The organism is Corallococcus macrosporus (assembly GCF_017302985.1).
Classification (GTDB): domain Bacteria; phylum Myxococcota; class Myxococcia; order Myxococcales; family Myxococcaceae; genus Corallococcus; species Corallococcus macrosporus_A.
Window position 1 is genome coordinate 612,887 of the sequence record NZ_JAFIMU010000004.1, and the last position, 17,114, is coordinate 630,000.

At 70.4% G+C, this 17,114-nt stretch carries 16 protein-coding genes (1 of these 16 cut by a window edge); 12 read left to right on the top strand and 4 right to left on the bottom strand.

What is annotated here, in order from left to right; translation table 11 throughout:
• Positions 1 to 38 precede the first annotated feature (38 nt).
• Both JYK02_RS07685 and JYK02_RS07690 read left to right on the top strand, forming a co-directional pair.
• Entirely contained in the window at positions 39 to 1,037 is a 999-nt protein-coding gene (locus JYK02_RS07685) for an OmpA family protein (protein WP_347402456.1), read from the top strand.
• An 8-nt stretch (positions 1,038 to 1,045) separates the two neighbouring features.
• The gene (locus JYK02_RS07690) at positions 1,046 to 1,516 is read left to right on the top strand and encodes a hypothetical protein (RefSeq protein ID WP_207050248.1); all 471 of its coding nucleotides are present in this window, start codon (positions 1,046 to 1,048) and stop codon (positions 1,514 to 1,516) included.
• On the opposite strand, the gene JYK02_RS07695 is transcribed toward JYK02_RS07690, so the two are convergent.
• From JYK02_RS07695 to lpxB, 3 genes are all read right to left on the bottom strand, one after another.
• Complete coding sequence (locus JYK02_RS07695; protein WP_431603472.1) at positions 1,509 to 2,144, bottom strand: MarC family protein; 636 nt, start codon at positions 2,142 to 2,144, stop codon at positions 1,509 to 1,511. The genes JYK02_RS07690 and JYK02_RS07695 overlap by 8 nt on opposite strands.
• Positions 2,145 to 2,150: 6 nt before the next feature.
• A complete protein-coding gene (locus tag JYK02_RS07700) occupies positions 2,151 to 2,855 on the bottom strand; it encodes a polyprenol monophosphomannose synthase (protein WP_207050249.1) in 705 nt (234 codons plus the stop codon).
• A gap of 72 nt (positions 2,856 to 2,927) precedes the next feature.
• Positions 2,928 to 4,082: a lipid-A-disaccharide synthase gene (lpxB, locus tag JYK02_RS07705; RefSeq protein WP_207050250.1), complete on the bottom strand. Its 1,155-nt coding sequence runs from the start codon at positions 4,080 to 4,082 to the stop codon at positions 2,928 to 2,930.
• A gap of 65 nt (positions 4,083 to 4,147) precedes the next feature.
• On the opposite strand from lpxB, the gene JYK02_RS07710 reads away from it, so the two are divergent.
• Genes JYK02_RS07710 through JYK02_RS07750 form a run of 9 tightly spaced genes read left to right on the top strand, consistent with a single transcriptional unit; the run spans position 4,148 to position 14,917 of the window.
• A complete protein-coding gene (locus tag JYK02_RS07710) occupies positions 4,148 to 6,034 on the top strand; it encodes a DUF4388 domain-containing protein (RefSeq protein ID WP_207050251.1) in 1,887 nt (628 codons plus the stop codon).
• A gap of 2 nt (positions 6,035 to 6,036) precedes the next feature.
• Entirely contained in the window at positions 6,037 to 7,821 is a 1,785-nt protein-coding gene (locus JYK02_RS07715) for an ABC transporter ATP-binding protein (RefSeq protein ID WP_207050252.1), read from the top strand.
• The gene (locus JYK02_RS07720; RefSeq protein WP_207050253.1) at positions 7,818 to 8,993 is read left to right on the top strand and encodes a PHP domain-containing protein; all 1,176 of its coding nucleotides are present in this window, start codon (positions 7,818 to 7,820) and stop codon (positions 8,991 to 8,993) included. The genes JYK02_RS07715 and JYK02_RS07720 overlap by 4 nt, the downstream gene beginning before the upstream one ends.
• A gap of 20 nt (positions 8,994 to 9,013) precedes the next feature.
• Positions 9,014 to 10,282 carry a 3-deoxy-D-manno-octulosonic acid transferase gene (locus JYK02_RS07725; RefSeq protein ID WP_207050254.1) on the top strand — a complete coding sequence of 423 codons (1,269 nt, stop codon included), beginning with the start codon at positions 9,014 to 9,016 and terminating at the stop codon, positions 10,280 to 10,282.
• Positions 10,279 to 11,280 (top strand): glycosyltransferase family 4 protein, encoded by a 1,002-nt coding sequence (locus JYK02_RS07730; protein WP_207050255.1) that lies wholly within the window; start codon positions 10,279 to 10,281, stop codon positions 11,278 to 11,280. Before JYK02_RS07725 ends, JYK02_RS07730 begins: the two co-directional genes overlap by 4 nt.
• Entirely contained in the window at positions 11,280 to 12,311 is a 1,032-nt protein-coding gene (locus JYK02_RS07735; protein WP_207050256.1) for a glycosyltransferase, read from the top strand. Before JYK02_RS07730 ends, JYK02_RS07735 begins: the two co-directional genes overlap by 1 nt.
• The gene (gene lpxK / locus JYK02_RS07740; protein ID WP_207050257.1) at positions 12,308 to 13,387 is read left to right on the top strand and encodes a tetraacyldisaccharide 4'-kinase; all 1,080 of its coding nucleotides are present in this window, start codon (positions 12,308 to 12,310) and stop codon (positions 13,385 to 13,387) included. Before JYK02_RS07735 ends, lpxK begins: the two co-directional genes overlap by 4 nt.
• A 31-nt stretch (positions 13,388 to 13,418) precedes the next feature.
• Positions 13,419 to 14,429, top strand: coding sequence for a bifunctional heptose 7-phosphate kinase/heptose 1-phosphate adenyltransferase (locus tag JYK02_RS07745; protein WP_207050258.1), 1,011 nt, complete (start codon positions 13,419 to 13,421; stop codon positions 14,427 to 14,429).
• Complete coding sequence (locus tag JYK02_RS07750; protein ID WP_121722479.1) at positions 14,429 to 14,917, top strand: adenylyltransferase/cytidyltransferase family protein; 489 nt, start codon at positions 14,429 to 14,431, stop codon at positions 14,915 to 14,917. Before JYK02_RS07745 ends, JYK02_RS07750 begins: the two co-directional genes overlap by 1 nt.
• 169 nt (positions 14,918 to 15,086) lie before the next feature.
• Here the strand turns inward: JYK02_RS07750 and JYK02_RS07755 are convergent, their stop codons facing one another.
• Positions 15,087 to 16,196: a glycosyltransferase family 9 protein gene (locus JYK02_RS07755; protein ID WP_207050259.1), complete on the bottom strand. Its 1,110-nt coding sequence runs from the start codon at positions 16,194 to 16,196 to the stop codon at positions 15,087 to 15,089.
• A gap of 81 nt (positions 16,197 to 16,277) precedes the next feature.
• Here JYK02_RS07755 and JYK02_RS07760 point away from each other — a divergent pair, with 81 nt between their 5' ends.
• Positions 16,278 to 17,114 carry the 5' portion of a YicC/YloC family endoribonuclease gene (locus JYK02_RS07760; protein WP_207050260.1) on the top strand. It continues 42 nt past the right edge of the window, so only the first 837 of its 879 coding nucleotides appear in the window; its start codon is at positions 16,278 to 16,280; its stop codon lies beyond the right edge, outside the window.

Here is a 17,114-nt window from a genome sequence, read left to right on the forward strand (position 1 = left end):
GCCGACGCCGCATGTCCGTTCGACTCCTACCTCTGGTTGTGCTGTTGGGCCTGCCGCTCTCCGCGTCCGCGGAGGCCATCCGGGTGTCGCTGGAGGGCAAGGCGGCGCTGGGCGAGGGCGTGCCCGCGCTGCTCGTCCACATCGAGGAGCCCATCGCGGGCTTCGAGGTGAAGCTCAAGCGCAGCGACGGCAAGACGGTGGAGCTCAAGGGGGGCGGCAAGCCGGGCGTCACCCGCCGTGTCGCCCTGGAGCAGCCGGAAGGGAAGTTCCACTACGAGGGCGAGCTCGTCGTTCAATTCCCGGACGGCGCCGAGCCGGGCACCATGCCGTTGTCCTTCGACACGGAGGTGAACGGCCCGCTGAAGCTGATGGTGCGCCCCGAGGACGTGGACGTGCCCGGCCGCAAGCTGCGCTTCACGCTGTCCCGCCCGGCCGCGAAGACGGAAGTCACCGTGACGATGGACACCGGCAAGACGGCGTTCGCGGGCGACGTGGACTTCAAGGGCGCGCCCGCGGGCACGCCCCTGGAGGTGAAGTGGCTGCCGGCGGAGGGCAAGGTCATGCACATCCGCCTGCGCGCCTACGACACCTCGGACTTCTACACCGGCGTGGACCTCTACCCCTGGCAGGTGGACATCCCGCATGAAGAGGTGACCTTCGCCTCCGGCCGCTCGGACGTCCCCCCGGCGGAGAAGGGCAAGCTGGACGCCAGTTACAAGAGCATCACGGAGGCTCTGAATAAGTACGGGCGCTGGGCGTCGCTGCGCCTGTACGTGCTCGGGCACACCGACACGGTGGGCAGCACGGACGACAACCGTGAGCTGTCGCTCAAGCGGGCGAGGAGCATTGCCTCCTACTTCCGCCAGCGCGGCCTGAAGGTACCAGTGTTCTACGAGGGCTTTGGTGAGCAGTCCCCGGCGGTGCCCACGCCGGACGAGACGGCGGAGGCGGGCAACCGCCGCGCCGAATACATCATCGCGGTGGAGGACCCGTCCCTGACGAACGCGCCCTTCGCCCCTCGCTGGCGCAAGCCTTGAGGTGTCACATGGTGGAACTTCCTCGCATCCGTTGGGCGCTCGCCGTGGCGGGCCTGGGCTTGCTGGGGACGGTGGGCTGCGTGCGCACCGTGCCGTATGCGCAGCGCGTGGAGGCGGAGGATGAGAAGTGCACGCTCCTCCAGGCGCTGATGCGCCAGCCCGCGCCCGCGCAGGCCATCCAGAAGTTCGTCGCGGAGGGCAAGGAGGAGAGGGCCCCCGTGGTTGTCTACGTGCGCCGTCCGGAGGAGGCCACGCTGGAGCGCTTCTTCACCGGCGACACGAAGTGCGCGGACGCCACGTTCAAGGTCGTGCAGGAGAACGTGGTGGACGCCGTGGTGGTGTACCTGCAGGAGGTCCAGGGCGGCTACGCGTACGACGCGCAGCGCTCCAGCCCGGAGCACCTCACCATGGAGAGCCGTCCCCAGGGCACCGTGCGCAAGGACGGCACCGTCTGGGTGGCGGGCGCGGACACTATTTGAGCAGGTCCTTCGCCCCGTCCGCGATGAACTGCACCGCGATGGCGGCCAGGATGAGGCCGGACACGCGCTCCAGGATGGCGACGCCGGACTGACGCAGCACCCGCTGCACCAGGCTGGACGCGTTGAGGATGAAGTAGGTCGACGTGAAGGTGAGCACCACCGCCGCGACCACCGGCAGCGCGGAGACGAAGGACGTTCCGGAGCGCGCCATCAGCACCATGGCCGTGGCGATGGCGCCCGGCCCCGCGAGCAGCGGAATGGCCAGCGGCACGATGGCCACGTCCTCCTTCACCACGCCCTCTTCCTCTTCCGTGGGGCTGGTGCGCGTGGAGGATGGGCGGGCGCGCAGCATGTCCAGGGACGTGATGAGGAGCAGGATGCCGCCCGCCACGCGGAAGGCGCCCAGCGACACCGCGAACACCTGGAAGATGACGCGGCCGAAGACGGCGAAGAACAGCATCATCCCGCACGCCACCAGACACGCGCGCAGGGCGGTGCTTCGGATTTGCTGCTTGGTGTCCCCCGCCGTCATCGCCAGGAACAGCGGCACGACGCCAATCGGGTCCACCACGAAGAAGATGGCGGACAGCGACACGAGGAAGGTGGACACCATCGCGGACATCGTCATGGCGGCCTAGACCGTGAAGCGCAGCTTCCAGACCATGCCCAGCGCCTCGACGAAGATCTTCTTGTTCATCTTCGAGTGCCCCACGCGCCGGTCCTCGAACACGATGGGGACCTCGCGCACGGTGAAGCCCTTGCGCAGGGTGCGGTAGGTCAATTCAATCTGGAACGCGTACCCGGTGCTGCGCACCTCATCCAGGTGGATGCTCTCCAGCACGCGGCGGTTGAAGCACTTGAAGCCGCCGGTGAGGTCGCGCACGTCCACGCCCAGGATGCTGCGCGCGTAGAGCGAACCGCCCCGGCTGATGATCTTCCGGCCCACGCCCCAGTTCACCGTGCCGCCGCCCGCCACGTAGCGCGAGCCCAGCACCAGGTCCGCGCCGCCCTCCGCCGCGTCCAGGAACGTGGGCAGGTAGCGCGGGTCGTGGCTGAAGTCCGCGTCCATCTCCAGGATGTACGTGTAGCCCTCGGCCAGCGCCCAGCGGAAGGCGGCCAGGTACGCGCGGCCCAGGCCCTCCTTCTTCTCGCGGTGGAGCACCCGCACGCGCGGGTCCTTCGCGGCCAGCTCGTCCGCGAGCTGCCCCGTCCCGTCGGGCGAGTTGTCGTCGACGACGAGGATGTCCACACGGGGGTCCGCCGCCAGCACCGCCTGGGTGATGGGGCCGATGTTGTCCCGTTCGTTGTAGGTGGGGATGCAGACCAGCGCACGGTTCATGACCCGGCGGACATACCCCAAACCCGGCGCCGGAACAGCAGAACCGGCGCCAACCCGGTCGGTTCTGCCCTCTCAGGTGACAGCGCGCGGGGGCAGCAGCTCCAGCACCGTCTCGGCCGCGCGGTGGGCGGCCCCCACCTCGCCCAGGCGGCCGCGCACCTCGGCCAGCCCCTGCACCATGGCGTCGCGCGGCTCGCCCGGCAGCCACACGCGCCGCACCTCGGTCGCGATGTTCTCCGGCGTCATGTCCCCCTGGAGCAGCTCCGGCACCACGCGCCGGCCGGCCAGCAGGTTGATGAGCGACACGAAGGCCACCTTCAACATCAGCCGCCCCACCAGGTACGTCACCAGCGACACGCGGTAGACGACGACCAGCGGCCGCTCCATCAGCCCCGCCTCCAGCACCGCCGTGCCGGAGGCCACCACCGCGGCGTCGCTCGCGCCCACGACCTCCGGCGCGCGTCCGTCCACCAGCACCGGCGTCACGCCGCTGCCCTCGAAGCGGGAGGTGATCTCCTCCTTCGCGATGGTGGGCGCCACCGGCACCACCACCTGGAGTCCCGGCCGCTCGGAGGAGAGCTGCTTCGCGGCCCCCACGAGCGTGGGCAGGATGCGGCGGATCTCACTCATCCGGCTGCCGGGCAGCAGCGCGAGCGTGGGAGCGTCCTGCGCCAGGCCCAGGCGCTGGCGGAACTCGCGGGCGCTCGCGGACTTGGGCATCTGCTCCAGCACGGGGCTGCCCACGTAGCGTGCGGGCACCCCGGCCTCGCGGTAGAAGTCCTCCTCGAAGGGCAGGATGCAGAGCATGCGGTCCACCAGCCGCTGGATGGTGCGCACGCGGCCCCGGCGCCAGGCCCAGATCATCGGGGACACGTAGTAGGCCACCGGGATGCCCAGGGCCTTGAGCTTCTTGGCCAGCCGCAGGTTGAAGTCCGGGATGTCCACCAGGATGGCGCAGTCGGGGCGGCGCTCCTCGGCGGCCTGGGCCAGGTCCTTCATGATCCGCAGGATGCGGGGGATGCGGGGCAGCACCTCCGTGATGCCCATGACGGACACCTCGCGGGCGTCGTGGATGAGCTCCACCCCCCGGGCGGCCAGCCGGGCGCCTCCCATGCCGAAGAAGGTGAGGTCGGGCCGGAGGGCCTGGAGGGCGGCGACGAGCTCCGCGGCGTGGGTGTCACCGGAGGCCTCGCCGGCCACGACGAGGATGCGGGGAGAAGGTGTCATGAGGGGCAGGACCCGCATCGTATAGCTGATGCGCGGGGGGAGGGAGGCTGTAGACTGCGGCCCCCTTGAAGACGCTTCTGCTCGCCGAGAGCCACCCCCCGACCCTCGAGCACCTGACGGGCCTGCTCTCGCAGGCCGGGTACACCGTTCGGGCGGTGAATGACGCCGTGATGGCGTTGGAGCACTTCTCGGCGGACAACCCGGACGTGGTGGTGCTGGGCGTGGACCTGCCGCGCGTGGAGGGGCAGCACGTCGTGCACCTCATCCGGGGGCACAGCCAGGGCGGGCGCGTGCCCATCGTGGCCATCGACAAGGGGCACCTGGGCCGCGCGAAGGGCGTGGGCTCGGTGCTGGACCTGAAGGTCAACGCGTACATCCCGGATCCGCTCAAGCCCGGGGAGCTGGTGCCCCGCCTGGAGGCGCTGGTGAAGGCCGCGCAGGCCGTCACGCCCACGGGCCTGGCCGCCACGCTGTCGCGGCCCGCGGTGGCGGCGGGGGAGCTGAAGGCCTTCCCGCTGCCGGCGCTCTTGCACTCGCTCTACCGGCTGCGCCGCGACGGCGTGCTGGTGGTGGCCCTCAAGGGCCTGTCGCGCCGCGTGTACTTCCTGCGCGGCGGGCCGGTGAACTTCGACTCCTCCGCGAAGGAGGACGCGCTGCCGCGCTTCCTGCGCGAGCGGAAGGTCCTTACGGAGGCGCAGGAGCAGCCGGTGGTGGAGGCGCTCGCCTCCGGGCTGCGCATAGGCGCGGCGCTGGCGGACGTGGGCGTGGAGGCGGTGGGTGAGGACCTCCTGTCGCTCCTGCGCGACTTCACGAGGGACCGGCTCGGGCGCGTGCTGGCCATGCGCGAGGGCCGCTACGCGTTCTACGCGGGCGACGAGTTCTCCTCCGAAGTGGCCTCCGTGGAGCAGCCCGCCCTGGCGCCGCTGCTGGAGGCCGCGCGCAAGCGCATGCCCCTGCGGGTGGTGGCTGCGGGACTCAAGGCGCACCTGAACGAGTACCCGGTGCGCTCGGCGGACTTCGGGCGCGACCTCCAGGCGATGGCGCTGGACACGGAGGACATCAAGCTGGCCATGCAGGTGAATGGCCGCATCGTGCTCAAGGACCTGCTGGCGCACGGGCGCGCGGAGCTGCGCGCGGCGTACACGCTGCTGTGGTTCCTCAAGCTGACGGGCGGGGTGACGTTCTCCGCGACGCCGGTGGCCACGGGGACGGACGTGCTGAGCGCGGCGGCGGCGCCGGACGTCATCGCGCCGCGCAAGCGCAAGAGCCTGCCTCCGGAGACGGCGGCGTCAGTGCGTGAGGAGGCGGTGCGCATCATCACGCGCAGCTACTTCGGCGGGCTGGGGCTGGACCTCGCGGCGGATAAAGAAGCGGTGGAGCGCGCGTACCACGAGACGGCGATGCGCTTTCACCCGGACACCTACGCGGAGTTCGACATCTCCGACCTGCGCGACCTCTTGGAGCAGGTGCAGGAGAAGCTGTCCGCGGCGTACCGCGTGCTGAGCGTGGACGAGAAGCGCCGCGCCTACCTCCAGTACTTCTTCAGCCGGCAGGAGGTCGTGGGCCGGGCGACCGCCATCAACGTGGACGCGGAGCTCGCGCTGCGCCGGGGCGAGTCCGCGATGAAGCGGGGCGACTACAAGGCGGCCATCCAGGGCTTCGAGGAAGCGGTGGCCCTCAACGGCAGCGAGCCCGAGTACTACTCGTACCTCGCCTGGGCGAAGTACCGGGGCTCGCCCGGGCCGCTGATGCAGCGGGCGCTCGCGGCGCGCAAGGTGCTCAAGCAGGCGCTGACGTTGGATCCGTACCTGGAGCGGGCGCAGATCATCGCGGCCATCATCGAGATCGACCTGGACGACGCGCCGCTCGCGCGAAAGAAGCTGATGAAGGTGCTGGAGCTGAACCCGTATTCGGTGCTCGCGAGGGCGGCGTTGCAGAAGGTGGTGAAGTAGTCATGCATCACGCGCTCTGGAGGCTCTTGCGCTACGCGAAGCCGCACGCGGGAATCCTCGTCCTGGCCTTCGTGTGCATGGCGGTGCTGGGACTCGCCACGGGTGCGTACGCGTACCTCCTGGGCCCGGCGCTGCGCTTCCTGTTGTCGGGAGGCGAAGAGGGCTTCGCGAGCGCGCACCGGGTGCCGTGGCTGGCGGACCTGCCGCGCGAGGCGGCGCTCTGGGGCTTCCCGGTGCTGGTGCTGGGCGTGGGCGCGGTGAAGGGCGTGGGCTACCTGGGCCAGTTCTACTTCATAGGCCTGTTCGCGCAGCGCGTGGTGAAGGACCTGCGGCGCGACCTGTTCCTGCGGCTCACCGCGCTGTCACCGTCGCAGCTGTCGAAGGAGCGGACAGGAGACCTGCTCAGCCGCTTCTCCTCGGACGTGATGGCGGTGGAGATGGCCGCCATGTACACGGTGGGCTCGTACCTGAGAGACACCATTCAAGTCCTGGTGCTCGCGGGCGTGGCGCTGGCGATGAGCCCGATGCTGGGCGGCTTGATGCTCGCCGTGATTCCGCTGGCGGCGCTGCCCGCGTCGAGGCTCACGCGCAAGGTGCTGAAGGGAACGCGCGAAGGGCAGGCCCACCTGGGGCAGCTCGCGGGCCAGCTGCACGAAGGGCTGGGAGGGCTGCGCACCATCCAGGCCTTCAACGGTCAGCAGGCGGAGCTGGCGCGCTTCGAGTCCTACGCGAAGGCGCACGAGGAAGCAGTGGTGGGCGCGGCCTGGGCGCGCGGAGGCGTGCCGGGGTTGATGGAGGTGCTCGCGGCGGCGGCGCTCGCGGGAGCGCTGGGATACGCGGCGGCGACGCGGGCGATGGAGCCGGAGGCACTCCTGTCGCTGCTCACGGCGGTCATCCTCGTGTATCAGCCGGTGAAGGACCTGGGTCGCGTGACGCAGTTCGCGGTGCAGGCGGGGGCCGCGGGAGAGCGCCTCTTCGCGCTGCTCGACCTCAAGCACCCGGTGGAGGACGCCGCCAGCGCGGTGCCTGCACCCGCGCTGCGTGACTCGCTGCGCATGGAAGACGTGCGCTTCTTCTACGGAGAGCGCCGAGCGCTGGACGGGCTGACCCTGGACCTGAAGGTGGGGCAGGTGGCGGCGCTGGTGGGCGGCAGTGGCGGAGGCAAGAGCACGGTGACGTCGCTGCTGCTGCGCTTCGAGCGGCCGCAGCAGGGGCGCATCCTCCTGGACGGAGTGGACGCGGACACGTACACGGCGGCGAGCGTCCGCAGCCAGTTCGCGCTGGTGACGCAGGAGCCGCTGCTCTTCCACGGCACGGTGCTGCAGAACCTGCGGCACGCCAGACCGGAAGCGACGCGCGAGGAAGTGGAGGCCGCGGCGAAGGTGGCGAACGCGGACGCCTTCATCCAGGGGCTACCACAGGGCTACGACACGCGCATCGGCGAGCGAGGCGTCATCCTGAGCGGAGGCCAGCGTCAGCGTCTGTGCATCGCGAGGGCCGTCCTGTCGAAGGCCCCCGTGCTGGTGCTGGACGAAGCCACGAGCAGCCTGGATCCGGAGAACGAGCGTGAAGTGCAGGCCGCGCTGGCGAAGGTGCTCCCCGGCCGGACGGCGCTGGTCATCGCGCACCGGCTGTCGACGGTGACGAGCGCGGACGTCATCCACGTGGTGGAGGCAGGCCGCATCGTGGAGAGCGGAAGCCACGCGGACCTGCTCCAGAAGGACGGCCGCTACGCCGCCATGTGGCGCCTGCAGACGTCAGGCCCCATCGAGCGGGGCGCGGCATGAGCAAGGCCGCCAAGACCCGGCGGCCCCTCTCCCTGGCGATCCGCGCCGTGTTCGGCGTGTTGTTCCTGATCATGGGCGTCGCGGGCTTCTTCGCCTTCGCGGCCGGCTTCGCGGACTACCCCGTCATTGAGCCCGCGCCGAACGCGAAGCCATGGATCCGCGGCGCGTACCACGTGCACACCACGCGCTCGGACGGGAACGGGACGCCCGCGAAGGTCGCCCAGGCGGCGAAGGCAGCCGGCCTGGACTTCGTGGTGCTCACCGACCACAACGACTTCAAGCCGCCCGCGCCGACCTGGGCGGACGGTGTGTTGCTCATCCCCGGAGTGGAGATCTCCACCAGCGCGGGCCATCTGGCCGCGTTCGGGATGCAGCGCCCCATCGAAGGCGTGAAGCCCTGGGGTCCCCCGGATCAGGCCATGGCCGCGGTCGAAGTCGCAGGAGGCACGGCGATCCTCGCGCATCCGGTCCAGACGAAGAACCCCTGGAAGGACGAAGCAACGGCGCATCAGGTCCCGGGCTTCGAGCTGTACTCGGCGGACACCTTCTTCCGGCAGGCGCTGCGAAGCCCGGTGAGCCGTCTCCTGCCCGCGCTGGGGGCCTCGATGGTGAATCCGGTGCACGGCGTGATGCTGCTCGCGGTCCCGGAGCCGCCCCCCACCGAGCGCTTCCTGAAACTGGCGCGAGAGCGCAAGCGCATCGCCCTGTGCGGAAGCGACGCGCACGGCCTGCCCGAATACGAGGACATCTTCGCCGCGCTCGACATGGAGCTTCCGCCGGACGTGCTGCCGGGGCCCCTGTCCCAGGATGCGCGCGAAGCCGCGACCCAGGTCACGCAGGCCCTGTCGAGCGGCCAGGCCCTCTGCGTCTTCCGTGCACTGGGAGCCCCCGATGGCTTCGCCCTGGAAGGCTTCGACGCGAACACGAGGGAGGCCCCCATGGGCACGGTGCTGACGGTCCGCCTCCCGGAACACACCCCGGGGACGCTGGAGGTGCGGGTGTGGGGCGACGGCCGCCTGCAACCCGACGGACAGCACATCGAGCTGACCGGTCCCGGAGTGGTCCAGGTAGAGGTCTGGGCCCACGCGCCCGGACGTTTCTTCGGCCACGAGTGGCGGCCCTGGATGGTCCCCAGTCCGGTGCGAGTGGTGCCGCGACCGCCGGGCATCTGATAGAGCGCGGGACGTCGCCCATGCGCCTGCTCTACGTCGTCGCCACCTACGTCCTCTTCGCGCTGCTGTTCCCGGTGCTCTGCGTGCACCGGAAGACGCGCCACGGGCTGAAGCAGCGGCTGGGCTTCTACGGGCCGGGAGACCTCCCGAAGGGAGAGGGCCCGCTGCTGTGGTTGCACGGAGCCAGCGCCGGAGACCTGCTGGCCCTCGCGCCCATGTTCGGCCCGCTGCGCGAGCGCTTCCCCGGCTGCCGCATCGTGCTCTCGACGATGACGGACAGCGGCCACGCGATGGCCAGGGACCGCCTGGCGAAGCAGATCGACGGGGTCGTCTACGCGCCCTACGACCTCTGGGGCGCGACGCGAAGGGCAGTGCGCGCCCTCCAACCCGACCTCCTGGTCCTCGAGTACACGGAGGTCTGGCCCAACCTCATCCGCGCCGCGAAGCGATCCGGAGCCAGCGTGGTGATGACCAACGGGCGCTTCTCTCCAGCGAACGTGGGCAAGTACCGGACGCTCTTCGGCCTCATTGGAAACCCGCTGAAGGACATGGACCTGCTCCTCATGCGGCAGGACGAGGAATCCGAAAGGGCCCGAGCCCTCGGAGCCCCCACCGAGCGGGTCCTCACTACTGGAAACACCAAGTTCGACGCCCTGGCCGCGGGGCCCGCCCCCGAGGACGAGGCCCTGCGAACCGCGCTCGGCCTGTCCCCAACGGATCCGGCCTGGCTCGCGGGAAGCACGCACGAGGGCGAGGAAGAAATCCTGTTGCAGGTGTATCAGCGTCTACGTGAGCGCTGGCCCACGCTGAGCCTGGTCATCGCGCCGCGCTACCTGAACCGCGCGGAGCGGATCCTGACCCTCGCGAGGGAGCGGAACCTGACGGCGGGCCTGCGCTCCCAGGGCAACCCGGAGCGAGCGCCGGTGGTGGTGATGGACTCGATGGGCGAACTGTCGAGGGCCTACCGTCTGGCGACGGTGGTGTTCGTGGGAGGTTCGTTCACGAAGCGGGGCGGCCAGAACATCCTGGAGCCAGCGGGGCAGGGCAGGCCGGTGTTGTTCGGCCCGCACATGGACAACTTCCGCGACAGCGTCACGGTGCTGCAAGGCAACGGAGGCATCGAGGTGGCGGACGGAGAAGCCCTGTACGCCGCGCTGGAGGACCTCCTCGCGCATTCCGACAAACGGCGGCACCTGGGAGCGCAGGCGGAAGCCACGGTGCGACGCATCTCCGGAGCCAGCGCACGCAACGCGGAGGCGATGGCCGCGCTAAGGAGGGCCCCTCGATGACGCTCATCGTCCATCCGCACTTCCACAAGCGCTACACGGGAGTGACCCGGCACGTGGAGTCCGTGGTGCCCGCGCTGGCCCAAGGCGACGAGACGCGAGTCATCGGCTCAGGCCTGACGGAGGCCCTGCCACGCATCACCTGGGGCGAGCTGATCCGCCGTTCCCACCGTGAGCCCATCGTCTGGCACGCGCACCGGAACAACGAACTGCTGGCGGGCATGCTCCTGAAGGCCCTGGGAGGGAAGGTCCAGCTCGTCTTCACGAGGCACACGTCGGTGGCCCCCACGCGCTTCACCCGCTGGCTCGCCAGGGGCGCGGACGCATTGGTGTCCCTGACGCGGCAGATCTCCGATGTCATCGCGCTCCCGTCCACGGTGATCTCGCACGGCATCGACCTCACGCGCTTCCGTCCACCGGAAGACCGCGACGCGGCCTGGGCCCGCCTGAAGCAGGGAGGCCGCTACGGCATCGGCGTCATCGGGCGCATCCGCAAGGAAAAGGGGCAGGGCGACTTCATCGAAGCGCTGAGGCCCCTGTTGCCACAACGGCCGGACTGGCAGGCCGTGCTGGTGGGCCTCGCGAAGGGGCCGGACCTCGCGTGGGTGAACGGGCTGCGTGAAGGCATCGAGGACCGGGTGCTGCTCGCCGGAGAGCAGTCCACCATCGAGCCCTGGTACCAGGGCCTGAGCATCCTGGTGCATCCCTCCTACGCGGAGGGCTACTCGCTGGTGCACGTGGAGGCCATGGCGTCCGGCTGCTGCGTGGTGGCCTCGAAGCTGCCGTACCTGGACACCCTCATCGAGCACGGCCGCACGGGCTTCTTCTTCGAGCCAGGAGACGTGAAGGGCCTGCGAGACCTGCTGGACGAACTGACGCGCGAACCGGAGCGCGCCCGTCAGGTCGGCCGCAACGCCGAGGAAGAAGCGCGCCGCCGCTGCGGCGTCGAGCACGAAGCCCGGGCGCTCAGTGATCTCTACCATTCGCTGGTGAAGCGCTGATGCGCATCCTGCACCTGCTTGCGAGCCCCTTCTGGAGCGGTCCGGCGGAGAACGTCGCGCTGCTCGCCCAGGCACAGCGAGCCCTGGGCCACGAGGTCACGGTGGCCGTGGACCGCAAGCGCCGGGACATCGCCGCCGAGGAGCCCGCCGTCCCACGCTTCCAGCAACTGGGCCTCCTGGACGAGGGAGGCCTGACGTTGTCCGTGAAGTCCCCACCGTGGGAAATCTGGAGTGACCTGCGAGCCCTCCGTCGCAGGCAGGTGGACGTGGTCCACGCACACTTCACCCATGATCATCTCGTGGCCCGCTGGGGAACGCCGAAGGGAGCGGTGCGGATCCGCTCCATCCACGCACCCCGCTCGCTGCGCTCCTCGTTGCCCGAGGCCGCCGCCTACACGGTGCCCGCGGGCCACCTGGTGTCGAAGCTCGAAGGCAGGCATCGCCCTGTCCAGGTCCTGCCCGCGCTGGTGGACCCGATGTTCAGGCCACCAGAGGACCGCAAGGCCCTGCGCCAGACCCTGGGCCTTGATGACACGCACCTCGTGGGGATGATCTCCACGTTCCAGCAGAGCCGCCGTCACGCGCTGGGAGTCGAAGCCTTCGCCGCGTTCCACCAGCAACGCCCCGAGGCCCGTCTCGTGCTGGTAGGCGATGGAGCCCTGCTCGAAGCAACGCGGACGCAGGTGAAGGAGCGGAACCTCACGGAGCAGGTGACGTTCGCGGGCTACCAGCAGGGCGCGGACTTCGCGAAGTGGCTCCAGGCGCTGGATGAGGTCTGGATTCTCGGCCTGGGAAACGACTGGAGCGCGAGGGCCGCGGCCCAGGCCAGGGCCTGCGGCGTCCGAGTGGTCGCGGTGAACGAAGGCGCGCTCCCGGAGCTGGCGGACGCGCGGGTGGAAGCGCCCACGGTGGAAGCCGTCGTCACCGCCGCCCTGTCCGGCTCAACGGCCGGCACCCGGCACCCGACGAACGAGCACATCGCCAGGGACATCCTGGCCCTCTACCAGCAGGCCACGGAGCCCCGGCGATGACCGGCTCGCCCACGGCCCTGGAGCGGATCTTCTATCCGCCAGCACCGGAGCCCTGGACGCGCCGTGCCCTCCTGTCGCCGCTCGCGCTGCTGTCCTGGACCTACAGCGGAGCGGTCCGTCTCCGAGGAGCCCTCTACGACTCGGGCTTGCTGCGAGCCGAACACGTCGAAGGCCTGCGGGTCATCTCCATCGGAAACCTCAACGTCGGAGGCACGGGCAAGACGCCAGCGGTCCTCCATCTCGCGGAGCTGTTGATCCGCGAAGGGCGCAAGGTCGGAATCCTCACGAGAGGTTACGGGCGCGAATCCCAGCAGCCCTTGACCTTCAAGGGCACAGAGCCCCTGCCCGCCGTGACGGAAGCCGGAGACGAACCCCTGCTGCTCGCCCGAAGGTGTCCAGGCGCCAGGCTCTTCGTGGGAGCGGACCGCGTCGCGGCGGCGCTCCGGGCCCGGGACGACTTCGGCCTGGACACGGTCCTGCTGGACGACGGCTTCCAGCACCGCCGCCTGCACCGTGACGAGGACCTGGTGGTCGTGGACGAAGCCGTGGGCCTGGGCAACGGCCAGCTGCTCCCAAGAGGCCCACTCCGAGAGCCCCCATCGGCCCTGCGCCGGGCCACGCTCCTCTGGCTGAGAGCGGCCCCAGGGGACGCAGCCCCCAATCCCTGGCTCGAAGGACTGTCCACGCCCAGGGTCCGGACACGCTACGGCCCCACGGGCTGGTGGGATCCCTCGGGCACCGAGCACGCAACGACCGCGCTCGAAGGAAGGCCGGTCCTGGCCCTGGCGGGACTGGCCCGGCCCGGAGGCTTCCTGAAGACCGTCACCACGCTCGGCGCGGAGGTCCGGGACGCGGCCCTCTTCCCGGATCACCATCGCTTCTCCGCGGATGAACTGCGCCAGGTCGAAGCCCGGGCCCGCGAGCAGGGCGCGCTCATCGTGACGACGGAGAAGGACGCCGTGCGGCTGCCGCCCGGCTTCGAGGCCTGGGTGGTGCGCCTGGGAGTGGAGGTCCTGGAGGGCGAAGCGCATCTGAAGCGGGCGCTCGGGCTATCGGGAAAGACGCGCGACTTGTGAGGTCCGGAACGCTGTGGGACAAAGCGCGCCCATGCCCGCGGCCCCGTCTTCACGTCCGTCAGCACCGTCCTCGCGCCTGCCACTCGCCTTCGCGCGCCGTCGGGTGTTGCTGGTGGGAGACCTGGTCGCTGACCACTACCTCTACGGACAGACGGACCGGGTGAGCCGCGAGGCCCCGGTGCTCATCGTCCGGTACGAGTCGTCGGAGGTGAAGCTCGGCGGCGGAGCCAACGTGGCGGCCAACATCCGCGCGCTGTCGGGGCAGGTGACGGCGGTGGGCGCGCTGGGCGTGGACGCGATGGGCAACTCGCTGCGCAAGCTCTTCGATGCAGCGGACATCCGGCTGCACGCGGTCAGCAGCCGGAGCATCGAAACGGAGACGAAGACGCGCATCCTCGCGGGAGGCATCAGCACCACGAGGCAGCAGATGCTCCGGGTGGACCGAGGCCAGCGAGGCCCCCTCCCGCCCCGCATGCGCAAGGCCATCGCCAGACAGGTGGAGGCGGCGGCGAAGGACGCGAACGCGGTCGTGGTTTCCGACTACGGCGCGGGCGTCGTCAGCGACGAGGTCCGCGAGGTCCTGCGAAAGCTCGCCGCGGACGACCTGCCGGTCTGCGTGGACAGCCGCTACGCGCTCTCGGCCTTCGCGGGCCTGACGGTGTGCAAGCCCAACGAGCCGGAGCTGGAAGCGCTCACGGGCCGTCCGGTGCGCACGAAGGAAGACCTCCTGGCGGCCGGCCACGAAGCGGTCCGCAAGCTGGGCTGCCAGGCGCTGCTGGTGACGCGAGGCCGGCACGGCATGGCCCTCTTCGACGCGAAGGGCGGCGTGGACCTGATCCCCGTGCACGGCGCGCAGTCGGCGGTGGACGTGACGGGAGCGGGCGACACGGTCATCGCGAGCTTCGCGCTGTCACTCGCGGCCGGAGCGTCCTTCGGAGAAGCCGCGAGGCTGGCGAACGTGGCGGGCTCCCTGGTGGTGCAGAAGCCGGGCACGGCGACGGTCTCCCGCGAAGAACTGCTCGAAGAGCTGCGGAGCCCATGATGAACACCCTGGACAAGCTTCGTCCCCTCGCCGCCATCGCGGAGGAGCGGGAACGCTGGCGCGAGCAGGGCCGCACGGTGGCCCTGGCCAACGGGGTCTTCGACCTGCTGCACGTGGGACACGTCCGCTACCTGGAGGGCGCGAAGGCGCTGGCGGACGTGCTGGTGGTGGCGGTGAACTCGGACGCCTCCACCCGGGCCTACAAGGGACCCGGCCGTCCGCACATCCCGGAAGCCGAGCGCGCGGAGCTGGTCGCGGCGCTGGCCTGCACGGACCGCGTCGTCGTCTTCGACGAACCGAACGTGCGGAGCATCATCCGGGCCCTGAAGCCCGACGTGCACGTGAAGGGGACGGACTACACGCCGGACACCATCCCGGAAGGCGACGAGGTCCGCGCCTACGGAGGCAGGACCGCGGTTGCGGGCGACCCGAAGGACCACAGCACCACGGAGCTGGCGCGCAGGCTCGGGCGCGAAGGCGCGAAGTAGCCCATGGTCCTGGACCCGGTGCTGCGGTCCATCCTGGGCTGTCCCCACTGCAAGGGCCCGGTGGAGGAGCACGAAGGCTCCCCGCCCGAAGTCCGTTGCCCCAGGTGCCTGCGAGCCTGGCCCGTGGAAGACGGCGTCCCACGCATGGTGCCCGAACAGGAGCGACCGCTCACCCCGTGAGCGAAGCCCGCTCCGAGACGAACGACCGGACCTCCTCGGCCACGCGCTGCTCCAGCCCCACCCCGGAAGCCCCATCCACGATGGGCGTCAGGTCCACCATCCGATGGGGCGCCACCGCATGGCCCCAGCGCTCCATGTCGATGCGCAGGAAGAACGCCAGCGTGGGCGCGCCCACGGCGACCGACAGGTGCATGGGCCCGGTGTTGTTGCAGATGGTGAGGCCCGCGCTCCGCATGAGGGCCGCGAGCTCATCGATGCTCGTCGGGGGAGCCATCTCCGCCCCTGGGGCGCCGGAGATCACGGCCCGAGCCAGGGCCTCCTCTCCTGGACCCCAGGTCACGACAGGCGAATAGCCCAGCGAGATCAGCTCCCGGGCCGCGGCCGCGAAGGCCTCGGCCGGGATGCGGCGCTCGCCCAGCCGGCCTCCCGGATTGATGACCGCGCGGCGGGAACCCTGCCCGGAGAACCCCGTCAGGTAGCCGCGGAACGTCTCGCTCAGCACCGGCTCCCGGAACGAAAGCCCCTGGGCGACAAGCCCCTGGGTCAGGGGCGTCAGCAGGTGCGTCCGCTGAACGGCCTCGTGCCGCGTATCGGAACGGGCAGGCACGGACACCGACTGCAGCAGGGTCACCGGCCAGATGCCCGGACCGATGACCACCGCCTTCGGCCCCGCCATCCGGGAGATGAGCGCGCTCGTCACGGATGGAGCGCTCCAGTTGGCGCAATCCACCACGGTGTCGTAGCCCGCGCGACGGAGTGCGCGGATGCCGGGCGCCAGGGGCCCCAGCCACAGCATGCGCCGGTCGAACGCCAGCACCGCATCCGCATCCGGGTGTCCCTGGAGGACGCGAGCCACCTTGGCGTGCACCAGCATGTGCACCTCCGGAGGCGGGTGGACATGCACCTTGAGGGTCCGCAGCAGGGGCGTGGTGAGAAGGGCCTCGCCCACGCGGTTGTCGGGCCGGACGAGCAGGACCTTTCGCGGGTGGGGAAGGGGCGTTCCGGGAGCGCGACGACGTCCGGGGCGCCAGAACAGGAGGGACGCCAGGAGCGTCAGTGCCAGCTTCGCCCACGTTTCAAGCCGCTTGTGCCACGCCATCGCGGCGGACCCTACCAGAATTGGAATGGACACAAGACGCTGGCTTGACCTTGGGGCGGAAAGCCCCTAGCACCCGGCCCGATGCTCAAAAGCATGACCGGATTTGGTTCGGGCCGCGCCCGCGTGGGGGACGAAGAGGTCTCCGTGGAAGCACGCTCGCTCAACCACAAGTTCTGTGAAGTGAAGGTCCGGCTGCCGCGCGAGCTGTCCGCGCTCGAGCCCGCGCTCGTGAAGCAGGTGAAGGACCGCCTCGCGCGAGGCTCGGTGGAGATCCTCGTGCGCCGGCAGGCCGCGACCGTCTCGGGCAACGTCCCCACGGTGGATGTCGGCCTGGCCCGCGAGTACGCGCGTGCCTTCCGCGAGGTCGCCGAGGCCATGGGCCAGGCGGTGGAAGTCGCCTGGTCGCAGGTGGCCAATCAGCCGGGCGTCATCCGCCTGGAGGAGAAGGGCGTGGACGTGGAGTCCGCCACCCAGGCCACGCAGACCGCGCTCCAGCAGGCACTCGGGGCCCTGGAGACGATGCGGAACACCGAGGGCGAGTCCATCCACGCGGACCTGGACGCCCGGATGAAGCTCATCGAGGGCTGGAGCCAGGAGGTCGCCCGGCTCGCACCGCGAGCGGTCAGCGACTACCAGCAGCGGCTCACCGAGCGTGTGGCGGAGCTCGCGCGTGGCGTCGCGGTAGATCCGCAGAGGCTGGCGCAGGAAGTGGCCCTGTTCGCCGAGCGCACGGACATCGCGGAAGAGGTGACCCGGCTCGCGACGCACCTCGAGCAGTTCCGGCTCCTGATGGCGAGCCCCGAGCCGGTGGGCCGGCGCATGGATTTCCTCGTGCAGGAGATGCACCGCGAGGTGAACACGACAGGCTCTAAGAGCCAGCACGCGGAAATCTCCGCGCGCGTGGTCTCGATGAAGGCC